Annotated in this window: 3 protein-coding genes; all 3 read left to right on the top strand. The window is 58.4% G+C overall.

Features of this window, described 5'->3' with window-relative positions; genetic code table 11:
- Window positions 1–118 precede the first annotated feature (118 nt).
- The gene (locus tag JN524_RS03470; RefSeq protein WP_007960459.1) at window positions 119–568 is read left to right on the top strand and encodes a winged helix-turn-helix transcriptional regulator; all 450 of its coding nucleotides are present in this window, start codon (window positions 119–121) and stop codon (window positions 566–568) included.
- A gap of 156 nt (window positions 569–724) precedes the next feature.
- On the top strand, window positions 725–2,431 hold the full coding sequence (locus JN524_RS03465) for a ShlB/FhaC/HecB family hemolysin secretion/activation protein (protein ID WP_202368480.1): 1,707 nt from the start codon (window positions 725–727) through the stop codon (window positions 2,429–2,431).
- Window positions 2,432–2,455: 24 nt separating this feature from the next.
- The gene (locus JN524_RS03460; protein ID WP_202368479.1) at window positions 2,456–13,969 is read left to right on the top strand and encodes a two-partner secretion domain-containing protein; all 11,514 of its coding nucleotides are present in this window, start codon (window positions 2,456–2,458) and stop codon (window positions 13,967–13,969) included.
- Window positions 13,970–13,979 lie beyond the last annotated feature (10 nt).

Raw genomic sequence — 13,979 nt, 5'->3', positions numbered from 1 at the left:
CAAATCGCGGCGGTCACTTGTACGCAAGTGCTCAATTGCCATGGCGGGCGGCGAGGTTCTTTTCCAGCGTCACAGTTGTAAGATGCAACCACACGCTGGTTTGATGGAGAAACACCCTGTGAAGCGCAAAAGCCTGCACGGCAATGCCTGCCCGGTCGCCCGTACGCTGGATTTGATCGGCGACTGGTGGTCGCTGCTGATCATCCGCGATGCGCTGGAGGGCATCCGCCGTTTCAGCGATTTTCAGAAGAATCTGGATATCGCCAAGAACATGCTCAGCGCCCGGCTCAAGGCCCTGGTCGAGCAGGGGATTCTGCAAACCGTGCCGGCCGCCGATGGCGGTGCCTACAAGGAATACGTGCTGACTGAACGCGGCAAGGCCTTGCAGACGGTGATCGTTGCACTGTCGCAGTGGGGCGGTGAGCACCTGTATGCGCCGGGTGAGCCGGGTTCGGTGATGGTTGATGCGCAGCAGCGTCAGCCGATCAGCAAACTGGAATTGCGTTCAGCGGATGGCCGCCTGCTGGCACCGCAGGACGTGGCGACGAAGTTGGGCGTTGCGCACTGAACCAAGGATTAACCCCGGAAAACCGCAATCGCGTCGATTGTTCAATCCCTGTTACAAACCCGACAAACGGTCGATACGATAGTTTGACGTCAAAATGATGGCCATCTAATATCGCGCCACTATTTTGATGTCATTTTCCGTCTCGAGGGATCGAACATGTCCTCACCCGCCCTCGCGGCGAGGTTGTGCGTAGCATTGCTGTGCCTGTCTCCGCTCCAGATTGCCTTTGCTGCACCGACCCCCGGTGAGACCGACCTGATCCGCGAGCGCCAGAATCGCCTACTTGAAGAGCAGCAGCGGCGTCTGGAAGAACTCAAGGACCTGCCCGGCAAGGATGCCAGGCCAGCGCAACCGGCAGCGCCCATCGATACCCGCTGTTTCCCGATCAAGGACATCGAACTCAAGGGCGCCGACAGTCTGTCCGACAGCGACAAAACCCGCCTGCTCAAGCCTTACATCGACCAGTGCCTCGGAGTACCGCAGCTCAACGAACTGCTGAAAGTCATCACCGACCATTACATCGAAAAAGGTCTGGTCACCAGTCGCGCCTACCTGCCACAACAGGACTTGTCCGGCGGGCACCTGAAAGTGCTGGTGGTCGAGGGCAAACTCGAAGGCATGAAGGGCGCCGAGAACAGCCAGCTTTCACAGCGCGAACTGGCCATGGCATTTCCCGGCAAGTCCGGCGAACTGGTCAACCTGCGCGAGATCGAGCAGATGGTCGATCAGCTCAATCGCCTGCCGTCCAATCAGGCGAAGATGGAGCTGGCGCCGGGCAAGAACGTCGGCGGCAGTGAAGTGCTGGTCACCAATAACCCGCAGAAGCCATGGCGTGCCGGACTGTCGCGCAGCAACGACGGCCAGCGCAGCACCGGCGAACAGCAGTGGGGCACTACCTTCGATTGGGACAGCCCGCTGGGCCTGGCCGATCAGTTGAGCCTGCGCGGCGGTCACGATGCAATGACCGACCACCAGCACACCTCTAGCAACGCCATGCTCAATTACAACCTGCCGTGGGGCTGGTGGAACTTCAGCTACACCTACAGCCAGAGCGATTACCGCTCGCAGATCGCCGCCAACGGCTACAACTTCAAGCAGACCGGCGACAGCGAAAACCATCAGTTGCGCGCCGAGCGGGTGATCCATCGCGACTCGGTGAGCAAGACTTCGCTCAGCGCCGGGCTGTCCTACCTGCGCACCAACAACTTCATCGAAGACAGCAAGCTCAAGCTGAGCAGCAACCGCATCAGCGAAGCGCAGTTCGGCTTCAACCACGGTCGCCGCATCGGCAGCGCCTTCGTCAACTTCGACGCCGGCATGCAGGAAGGCATCGGCGCGTTCGATGCGCAGGGCAGCCACGATCCAGGCCCCGGCGAGCCCGACGCACGCTACCGCAAATACACCGCGACCCTGAGCTACCTGCAGCCGTTCAAGGTATGGGGCGAATCCTTCAGCTTCAGCAGCCTGATGACCGGCCAGCGCAGCGAGGATGTGCTGTTCAGTCCGCAGCGCACCAGCCTCGGTGGACTGTCGTCGATCCGTGGCTACAAGGATCAGTCGCTGTCCGGCGACAGCGGCGGTTACTGGCGCAACGACCTGCGCTGGAGCCGTCCGGTGACGGCCGAATGGCTGCGCCCGGTGTTCGCCGAATACGGCACCAGCCTCGGTTACGACCAGGGCGTGATTCGCGGCGACCGTTACAACGGTGATCAGCACGGACGCATGTCGAGCAACTCGCTGGAGCTGTTCGCCCGTGGCGAGCACGTGGCCGCCAGCGTGACCTTTGCTCACTCCCTCGAACGTCCGGACGTGCTGACCGAGCGCGAAGCGCCGATCTATTTCCGCATCGACTTTTTCATCTGATAACCACTTTTCGAGATCATCGACATGGATGTTCGCCAGTTCGCCTTCCTTGCAGGCCAGCCTTCTGCGGTCGTAAAAAAACGTGAGTCGTTCCTGGGCATGCCCAAGCGCGGGCTGGCGTTCCTGCTGGCGAACGTCATGTTCTGGCAGCCGATGTGGGCGCAGGCCGACGGCATAGTCGTGGCCAACCCCAACACCGCGCTGGATCGTGCCGGTAACGGTGTGCCGATCATCAACATCGCCACGCCCAACGGCAGCGGGCTGTCGCACAACCAGTTTCACGATTACAACGTCGGCACGCAGGGCGTCATCCTCAATAACGGCTCGGCGCAGACCTCGAACACCCAGTTGGCCGGCCACATCATCGGCAACCCGAACCTGAAAAACAGTGGCTCGGCGCAAGTGATTCTCAACGAAGTCATCAGCGGCAACCCGAGCCAGTTGCGCGGTTACACCGAAGTGGCGGGGCAGTCGGCGCGGGTGATCGTGGCCAACCCGTATGGCATCACCTGTAATGGTTGCGGCTTCATCAACGCGCCGCGCGTAACGCTGACCACCGGCAAACCGGTGCTGGATGGCGCGGGCCGGCTGGATCGTTTTCAGGTTGATCAAGGCGCTGTAGCGATCGAAGGCGCCGGCCTCAACGCCAACAACGTCGACCGTTTCGAAATCATCACCCGCAGCGCGAAGATCAACGCCGAAATCCAGGCGCAGAACCTGACGATTGTTGCCGGGCGCAACGACGTCAACGCGCAGACCTTGAACGCCACGGCCCGCGCCGATGATGGCAGCGCCAAACCGCAACTGGCAATCGACTCATCGGCACTCGGCGGGATGTACGCCGGGGCGATCAAACTGGTCGGCACCGAGGCCGGGGTCGGGGTGAAACTGGCGGGTAACCTGGCCGCCAGTGGTGGCGATATCCAGATCGATGCCAACGGCCAGTTGACCTTGGCGCAGACCTCGGCAGCCACTGCCGTGAACATTAAAGCCAACAGCCTTACTGCCCAAGGTCCGGTCTACGCCGGCACCGCACTGAGCGTGCAAACCCAAGGCGATCTGAGCAACCAGCAAAGCCTCGCTGCACGCGACAGCATCAGCCTCAGCGCCGGTGGAACCCTGAGCAACAACGGCATCATTGAAGCCGGGGTCAACGCCGACAACAGACGAAACAGCGCTGGCGACGTGAGCCTGAGTGTGCAGAATCTCAACAACAGCGGTAAAAGCGTGATCGCCAGTCGCAACCTGACGGCGACCGTCGCGCAAACCCTGAACAACCAGGGCGGTACGTTGAGCGCCCAGCAGAGCACGCGCCTCACAGCCACCACCCTGGACAATCAGAACAAGGGCAGCGTCCTCGGTAACTCGACGGTGCAGTTGAACGTCAGCAAGGTCATCAACACGCAGGGTGTGATCAGCAGCAACGGCAACCTCGGCGCCGATCTTGGTGACCTGAATAACCACGATGGCGAGATATCCAGCGCCGGCACCACCCGTATCAACGCCATCACGCTGGACAACAGCGACGGCCAGGTGACGGGTGACGTAGCGCTGAACATCGGCTTGATTGGCGCGCTGAACAACCGCAACGGTGTGTTGGGCTCGGGGGTGAATGTCAGCATCACCGCCGCCAGCCTCGACAACAGTCACGAAGGCAGTCTCGTCAGCGACGGCAGTCTGACCGCGCGCATCACTGGCTTGTTCGATAACCAGAACGGTGAGCTGAGCGCCAAAGGTGCAGTCGATGTCCAGAGTGGCAGCCTCGACAACCGTGGCGGCAGCGTGGTTGGCAAGGATCGCCTGACCCTGCGCAGCAATTCAGTGGACAATCGCGGCGGAAAAATCCGCGCGACCAAAGACCTGCAACTCAATGTTGGCGCGCTCGACAATCGCGATAAAGGTCTGCTCGATGGTCAGGCCGCCGTCAACTACAGCGGCACACAACTGGATAACCGTGGCGGCTTGCTCAGTGCGGCAGGGCCGATGATTCTCGGCGTGACGCGCATCGATAACAGCGCCGGACGCATCTCAAGCAAAGCCGATCTGAACGCCAACGTGACGCAATTGGTTAACCAGGGTGGTGAATTGGTCGCCCAAGGTTCGTTGTTGCTCAGTGGCCAGTCGCTCGACAACCGTAAGGCCGGTCTGGTCGGTACTACAAAAGCGCTGAAACTCACGGTCGGCGAGATCGACAATCGCGGTGGCGAAATCTCCAGCACCGTCGATGTGACCGTCATCGGTCAAAGCCTGAACAACAGTGACAGCGGCAAAGTCCTCGCCGGAACCACCCTTGGCCTGACTGTGGCCCGGGTCATCAATCAGACCCTCGGACAACTGTTCAGTGTTGGCACCTCGACGCTGATCGGGCAGAGCCTGGATAACAGCGGCGGTAGTTTCGTCACCCGGCAGGGCAATCTGGACATTCGTTTCGACAACGCCTTGAGCAATATCGAGGGTCTGATCAGCAGCGAAGGGACGCTGACCGTACACGCCGGCAGTCTCGATAATACGCGCGGTCACTTGACGAGCGCCGGCGCGCTGGCGCTGACCAGCACGGGCAGCCTGAACAATCAGACGGGTTCGATCGCCACTGACAGCGGGCTGATCCTTGCTTCAAAAAGTCTGGATAACAGTCAGGGCGGCTTGATCAGCGGCAAAAAAGCCACCGCGCTGACCACCGGCGTCTTCAACAATGCCTCCGGCGGCAGCCTGGTCAGCGGTGACACCCTTACGCTCAACGCCGGCGCAGTGAGCAACGGCATCGGCAGCCGGATCGCCAGCGAAAAAGCACTGACCGCAACGGTCACCGGCTTCGATCAGCAGGGCGGTCAACTGTTCAGCAAAACGTCCCTGAGCCTCGACCTCAATCACGGCCAGTTGAACAACCGCAATGGCCTGATCAATGCACCGTTGCTGGTGCTGAAAAATCTCCAGGACGTCGACAACCAGGGCGGTGAAATCTCCAGCGCCCAGGCCTTCACCCTGACCGCGCAAAACCTCGATAACAGCAACAACGGCAAATTGATCAGCAATCAGGGCCTGACCCTGCGCATCGAACAACTGCTGGCCAGCGTCAAGGGCCTGATTTCCGCGCAGAGCGTGGATGTCAAAAGCGCTCGCCTGGACAACAGCGGCGGCCTGATCACCAGCCGTGGCACCCTCGGGGTGACGGTGGACGGCCAACTGGTCAACCAGGGCGGTACGCTGATCGCTGATGATGAACTGAATCTGAAAGCCGACAGCGTCGACAACAGCGAAGGGCACATTGCCGGTAAAGCCGACGTTATCGCCAACGTCGCGACCCTCGATAACCGACACGGTGAACTGGTGGCAACCGACGGGCTGAAGCTCAACGGCAACAGCCTCGACAACCGTAACGGCGGTCTCGTCGGGGCGAATCAGGCGCTGCAACTGACGGTCGATGCCATCGACAACCGTGGCGGCGAGCTGTCCAGCCAGGCTGACGTGACGTTGGTCGGCAGTCGTCTGGACAACAGCAATGGCGGTAAGTTGATCGCACAAGGGGCTTTGAGCCTGACCGTTGATGAAGTGCTCAACCGTGCCAAGGGGCTGATCTCGGGCAAGACCGACCTGACCCTGACCGGCCGCAGCCTCGACAGCACTGCGGGTGCACTCCTGAGCCAGAGCAACCTGAAACTCGACCTGAGCGGCGACCTGAATAACAGTCAGGGCCTGATCAGCGCGGAAGGCAGCCTTGGCGTGACAGCGGCGAGTCTGACCAACAACCTCGGCAGCCTGTCGGTTGCCGGGCCGTTGACATTGACCACCAGCGGCGTGGTGCTCAACCGTGGTGGCCAGATCGTCACCGACGCCAGCCTCAACCTCACCAGTGCCAGCCTCGACAACAGCGACAATGGCAGCATCAGCGGCAAAGGTCCGGTGGTGGTGCATACCGCTACACTGGATAACAGCCACAACGGCCGTCTGAACAGTGGCGACACGCTGGAATTGAAAGCGACCCAAGTGACCAACCAGGACGGCGGTCGTATCGCCAGCGTTGCTGCGCTGACCGCGAACGTCACTGGCCTCGATCAGCAGGGCGGCCAGTTGTTCAGCAACACGTCGCTGGATCTGGACCTCAATCACGGTCAACTGAACAACCAGAGCGGCTTCATCAGCGCGCCGTTGCTGATGCTCAAGAACCTCCAGGACGTCAACAACACCGGCGGTGAAATCTCCAGCGCGCAGACGTTCACCGTGACGGCGCGCAGCCTCGACAACAGCAACGGCAAATTGCTCAGCAATCAGGCCGTGACGCTGCGCATCGACCAGGCGCTGACCAACATCAAAGGCCTGATTGCTGCGGCTGCGCTGGACGTCAAAGCGGCCAGCCTCGACAACAGCGGCGGCACACTGACCAGCCGTTCGAATCTGGACCTTAACCTCGACGGCCTGCTCACCAACCAGAACCTGGGGCTGATCAATGCCACCACCGGCCTGACCATCAACAGCAATGGCCTGAACAACCAGAACGGCTCGCTGCTGGGCAGTGCCATCGCCATTGATTTCGGCGCGGCCACTGCTGATCTGAACAACGACGGCGGCCTGATCACCACTGAAGGCCAGTTGAGCATTCAGCACCTGCGTGATGTGACCAACCACAGCGGCGAGATCTCCAGCAGCCAGAGCATCGACCTCAAAACCCGAGCCTTCGATAACAGCGGCGGCAAGCTGATCAGCAGCAACCTGCTGAGTCTCACGGGTACCCAACTGCACAACCAGAACGGTCTGATCTCCGGTTGGCAAGGGCTGGACGTCAATGCCGAGAGCCTCGACAACCGCAACAGCGGCACGCTCTCCAGCAAAAGCGGTAGCCTCAATGTGACACTGAGCGGGGACTTGCTCAACAGCGACGCCGGGGCACTGGTCAGCCAGAAAGCCCTGAACGTCAACGCCGCGAGCCTGGATAACAGCAACCAGGGCGTGGTTTCCAGTGGCGAGGCACAGACTCTTACGGTCAGTAGCCTGTTGAATAACGCCGCAGGTGGTTCGATCTACAGCGGTGCAATCCTGACGATGCAGGCGATGACACTGGGCAACGCCGGCGGCAGTGTCAGCGCCAAACAGGACCTGAGCTTTGTCGGCACCACACTGGATAACACCAGTGGTACGCTGGCCAGCGATGGCGCCGTGACCCTCGACCTGCTCGGCGTATTGACCAACACCAACGGCAAGCTCGCCAGCGGTGGCGCACTGCTGCTGCAACGCGCAACACAGATCAACAACCAGGGCGGCCAACTGGCCAGTCAGGGACTGATGACCCTGCGCAGCGGCGGCCTGGACAACCGCAATCGCGGCACCGTCGCGGCCAATGACTTGCTGACGATCACCACGCCAGGCGTCATCCAGAACAGCGCCGACGGATTGATCTACAGCCAGAATGGCGATGTACAGATCCAGGCGGCCAGTCTTGGCAACGCCAAGGGCACCCTGCAAAGCAAGGGCGTACTGGCCCTGACCACCAGTGGCGACATCGATAACCAGAGCGGCCGGATCATTGCCGATGCCGGTGATCTGACTCTCGACGCTGGCAATCTCGACAGTCGTGGCGGCGTCCTCGCCAGCCTGAAAGGTGCGTTCTCAGCGCGCCTGACAGGCGTGCTGAGGAATGGCTACGACCTGAATAACAATCGCCAGGGCGGTGTGATACAGGCTCAACGCGTGAATCTCATCGCGCCGGGTGGTATCGATAACTACGGTGGACGGGTTTCTGCGCAAAGCGGCGACGTGGTCATCACTACCGGCAACTTCGATAACCGCAACGGCGGGCTCTACGCCAAAGGCAAAATCAACGTCACCGGCAACAACTTCGACAACAGCGGCGACAACGACGGCCAGATCGCCGGCCAGCAGATCGACCTCAATCTGACCGGTGAACTGAACAACCGCCTGGGCATCATCGAAAGCGACAGCACCCTGACCATCAAGGCCGCCAGCCTCGATAACCAGACCGGCCAGTTGCGTGCTCTCGGCACCAGCGGCAAAACCAGCTTCCAGATTGGCGGCTTGTTCGACAACCGCAACGGCACACTGGAAACCGCCAACACCGACCTGACGCTCGACGCCGGCAGCTTCCTCAATACCGGTGGCAGCCTGTTGCACGTCGGTACCGGCACGTTCGACATCTCCACCAACAACGTCATCAACGCCGGCGGCACCCTCGTGACCCGCGGCGGCTTGACCATCAGCACCGATACCTGGACCAACAGCAACGTCATCCAGGCGGGGCGACTGACTGTTAATGTCAACAGCTTGACCCAAACGGCGACAGGGCAACTGCTGGCCTCAGACAGTTTCACCGGCACCGGCGTCAACTGGCGCAACGAAGGCTTGATCGCCAGTGACGGCAGCATGAATGTTGGCCTGAGTGGTGCGTACTGGGGAGGCGGGCGCCTCTCCAGCCTCGGAACGCTGGACCTGAGTGCCGCGCAGGTGAGCCTCAATAGCGAAAAATCCAGCATCGCCAGCGGTGGCGACATGCACCTGAATGTCGGTGGCCGACTGGACAATGGTGCGCGGCTGACGTCAGCCGCCAACATGATCATCAATGCGGGTCAAATCAACAACTGGGGAACGCTCGCTGCGGGTCAGAACCTGACCGCCACCACTGGATCACTGCTCAACAGTAATGCACTGATCACCAGCGGCGGCGACATGCGCCTGCAGGTTGCAAACTTCAACAACTCTTATGGCCAGCTCTACGGGCTGGGTAACGTCTACATCGGCGGTGACGCTGGCACTGGCAAAGCGAATCTGCTGGATAACGTCTCCGGGGATATTTATAGCGCGCGCGATCTGACCATCAATGCTCTGACTGTCAACAACGTTCGGGCGATCCTTGAATACACCAAACAAGAAAAAAGCTCTGTTTTCATCACACAACTCGATTGCAACCTGATTCCAATTGCCGGCTGTGACTTCCGCAGTGGCAGCCGCCGCAACGGGTTGTGGGAAATCGCCGAAACTGATCGCCTCAAGGTCAACGCCAGCAGCGCAGCGGCAAGCATGACCAGTGGTGGCAACATGTCGATCAATGCATCGACGCTGAACAACACCAGTAGCACGATTGCCTCTACTGGCAACATCGTCGTCAATGCCGACACCATCAATAACACCGGCCTGCAAGAGCAGGAGATCGTCACCAAGCGAACGTACTGGAACTACGTTGACCAGATTTTTGGCGTGATCGTGGCGGTCGATGCGTTCAACGCAAAAAATGGCGGTACACCGTCACCCACCGTTGAGGCTGACTTGAGCGCGGTGATCAAAATGATGGGCGGAGGCATAATTACCGGGCCGACGACTTCGGTAACGAGCTCGAGCAGTGCGTACGACGCCGTGATTCAAGCGGCTGGAAACATCACACTGAATGCCGGGCAGACCATCAGTAACAGCGTAGTGCGTCCGTTCTACGCCTATGTCACAGCGGGGCATACCAAGGCCGACACCAGCGCAGGCAGCGCTTACTCGACGCCGATCCATATCAATGCGCAACTTCCACCCGATCTGGCACAGCAGCAGGTGAACCCGCTGGCACTTCCAGGTTTCAGCCTGCCCACCGGGCAAAACGGCTTGTTCCGTCTGAGCGGGCAAGGCACTACTACGCCGACCGCCAGCGGTCCGGATAGCTGGACCATGGGGGGCGCATCCATCAGCCCGATCAACCGTCAACAAACGCTGACGGATACCCAGCCCCGAGACATCCAGCTGGCAAACGGCACTCAGGTTTCCTCCAGTGCCGTTGACTTGAATACGGCAAACCATCTGGCGCCTGAAACCGGAACGGGGGCCAGTGCTCTCGATGTCAGTGCGCCCGCTGCCGATGCCAACAGCGTCGGGCTGCCTGCTCGCTCAACGAGTTTCACGATCAATCGTGTGCAGGGTGTACCGGCTGATAACAGACCCTCCAATGCGCACAAATATCTGATCGAAACCAACCCTGTGCTCACGGACCTCAAGCAATTCATGGGGTCGGATTATCTGTTGTCCAACCTGGGTTATGACCCGGACAAAAGCGCCAAGCGGCTCGGTGATGGTCTCTATGAGCAACGCCTCATCCAGCAAGCGGTCGTGGCGCGTACCGGTCAGCGTTTCATCGATGGCCAGACCACCGATGAGAGCATGTTCAAGTACCTGATGGACAATGCCCTCACCAGCAAAAATCAGCTCAACCTGACGCTGGGCGTCACCCTGACATCCGAACAGGTCGCGGCACTGACTCACGATATCGTCTGGATGGAAAGTGTCGTCGTGAACGGCGAGCAAGTGCTCGTGCCGGTCCTTTATTTGGCTAACGCCAATAATCGGCTTGCACCGACCGGCGCGCTGATTGCCGGTAACGATGTCACGCTGATTGCGGGTGAGAATCTGGATAACGTTGGTACGTTGAAGGCAACGAATAATCTGTCGGCGACGGCGAGCAAGGATCTGGTCAACAGCGGTTTGATCGAAGCGGGTAATCGGCTGGATCTTCTGGCGACCAATAACATCGTCAATAAGTCGGGTGGGGTTATTACCGGCGGTGACGTCACCCTGACCACGCGCAAAGGCGACGTCATCAACGAGCGGACAATCACTTCGGCGGACAACGTCGATGGGCCTGGCAACCAGCACCGGGATTTTGCCGACAGCGCAGCCCGGATCGAGGCGGCCAATGACTTGACTGTCAAGGCGGCCAAGGACATCACCATCGTCGGTGGTGTCATGCAAAGTGGTCGGGATATGACGCTGAATGCCGGGCGCGATGTCAACGTGGCGTCCGTACAAGTAAAAAACAGCGTGTTCCAGGACGACAATCACAACAGCAGCAGCATCACCCAATTGGGTGCCGACATTGACGCTGGACGCGACTTCAAGGCTGATGCCAAGCGTGACATCAACGTCATCGCCAGCCAGATCGATGCCAAACGCGATGCCGTGATGACGGCAACCGACAACATCGTATTCACTTCAGCGGCCGATGAAGAACACTCTCTGTCCAAAAGCAAGAAGCTCACGATGCAGGAGGACCATGTCAGCCAGGTCATGTCCGGTATCACGGCGGGTGGCGACGTCAGGTTGGATGCGGGTAAAGACCTCAGCGTGATTTCCAGTCGGGTGACGGCGGGTGATGAAGCGTACCTGGTGGCCGGTGACAATCTGCAGATCCTTGCTTTGCAGGACACCGATTATTCGCTGTACGACATGAAGAAAAAGGGTGGCTTCGGCAAGCTGAAAATGCAGCACGACGAGGTCACCGACAACAAGTACATCGGCTCCGAGATCAAGTCGGGCGGCGATCTTACGCTCAAGAGCGGAGGCGATCAGCTTTATCAGGTCGCCAAGCTGGACAGTGGTAACAACATCACTCTGGACAGTGGCGGGGCGATTACGTTTGAAGGGGTTAAAGACCTCCATGACGAAAGCCATACCAAGACCAACAACAATGCTGCGTGGGTGTCGTCCAAAGGTCGCGGTAATACCGATGAAACGCTGCGTCAGACCCAGATGATTGCCAAGGGCAGCATCGTGATCAAGGCCGTGGATGGTCTGAAGATCGACATCAAGGATGTGAATCAGCAATCGGTCAGCCAGACCATCGACACGATGGTCAAGGCTGACCCGCAACTGGCGTGGCTGAAGGATGCTGAAGCGCGGGGTGATGTTGATTGGCGGCTCGTGAAGGAAATTCACGAGTCGTTCAAGTACGAAAACTCGGGACTGGGTCCAGCCTCTCAGATGATCGTCGCGATCGTCATGGCCGCTGTGGTTGGACCGGCAGCGCTGACAGCCTTGAGCGGGATGGGGACTTTCTGGGCCGCAACTTTTGCTGCTGTGGCGACTGGAGCCGCCACGAATGCAACCACTAGCTTCATCAATAACGGTGGAAATCTTGGGGCTGTGTTCGCGGACGTTACTTCGTCTGATGCACTGCAGGGTTATGTTATTTCCGGACTGACGGCCGGAATCACGGCGAACTATCTGAATAAACTGACCGGCGCGACATTCGATGCAAACGGGAAATATACCGGTCCATCCTTGGCGACGTGGAAAGGCGTCAGCACATTCGCGGGTAGTCAGATCCTGCAAGGTGGCACCTCTGCGGTCATCACTAAAGCGCTGGGGGGAAATGCGAACGTAAGTGACGTTCTCAAAGGCGCACTGTTCAATACGATGGCCGCTTTCAGCTTCAATCTCGTCGGTGATCTCACGGCCAATGTCGTTGATGATGGATCGGCAACTAAAGTCGCTGTACATGCCATGGTTGGCGGGTTGTTGGCCGAACTGACTGGGGGGGATTTTGCGACAGGTGCATTGGCTGCCGGTGCAAACGAAGCGCTCGTTGGGGATCTGAAAAAAATCGTCAACGGCGATCCGACGCTATTGCTGATGGCGTCTCAGATTGTTGGCGTTCTGGCCGCAACAGCTAACGGAAATGTTGACGCAACCAGTCTGCAAATGGCGGCATGGATCGCTAATAATGCGACCCAGTACAACTTCTTAAATCACGCTGAAAATACCGAGCGATTTGAAGCAGAGCAAGCCTGCAACGGTGGTGATGCAAGCGCATGCGCACGAAGAGATGAGCTGAACCAACTTGATGTTGAGCGAGATAAAGCTCTTTATTCTGCCTGTAAGGCGGACATGGCCAGTCCTGCTTGCAAAGTCTTACGCTTTGAATCCAAAAAAGCGGAATTCGATCTCCTGCTCCACAAAAATACTCCAGAATCGCGTGAGCAACTCAAGATTGCGATGCAAGATCCGGAGTTGATGCGTTACTCGATTGATGGGGAGCTATACAGCATTGGTTTGATGAATAACGAAGTCGATCGAATGTTGTCGGCTAATATTGCCAATAAACTAATGGATGTCTTGACCGATTACCTACCTTTTATTGGTTCGGGGAAAGGTTTTTATGAAGCGGAAAGTGTCTGGGATTATATTCTTGCAGCAGTGGGTGTTATTCCAGTCGAAAAGTACGCTTCAGACATTGTTCAAGGTGTGAAAAAAGTAAAAGAACTCGTCAAGGCTGGAAAGGCAAAAGAAGCAGACGCGTTGCTTAACGAAATTTTGAAAAGAACGTCGGATGGAAAAACGGGGACGATTACCAAAATTACGGATGAGATGAAGGCTGATCCGTACCACCCTGATTGGAAACAGTACTCGGGTACTGAACCTCGTAATTTGTCGTCAGGTGCGAGCGGAGTCAAGATAGTTTCAGGACTCGGCGACGTTGATAATTTCGTGGCGTCACAGATGACCAATATAAATAAAAAGCTGGGGGAGAAAATCGGCCAAGGGCGGTTGCCATATGAGCGGGGAAGAGCAGGTATCGAGCAAGCGAAGCTGGATATCAAGGCCACCCTTGAAAGCGCGACCGACATAAGTGCGCTGATTCCAAAGTCACAATTGCGAGGTGACTACGATTTGGTGCATGTGTATAGTTCGGTTACGGATCGTACAGTGAGTTTAAGGGTTTTGCCGGGTGGTAAATATGAGTTTGATACGTTGATTGGGGAAAAGTCTTATATATTTTGAGTGAGGTAGA

It is taken from the genome of Pseudomonas sp. MWU318 (assembly GCF_016756945.1).
GTDB lineage: Bacteria > Pseudomonadota > Gammaproteobacteria > Pseudomonadales > Pseudomonadaceae > Aquipseudomonas > Aquipseudomonas putida_A.
The sequence above is the reverse complement of the archived record's forward strand: the minus strand, read 5'-3'. Positions and strand labels throughout refer to the sequence as shown.

What these genes read in the sequence shown, in the direction of transcription:
- JN524_RS03460 (WP_202368479.1), top strand. Translation starts at nt 2,456, where the DNA reads ATGGATGTTCGCCAGTTCGCCTTCCTTGCAGGCCAGCCTTCTGCGGTC.
- JN524_RS03465 (WP_202368480.1), top strand. Translation starts at nt 725, where the DNA reads ATGTCCTCACCCGCCCTCGCGGCGAGGTTGTGCGTAGCATTGCTGTGC.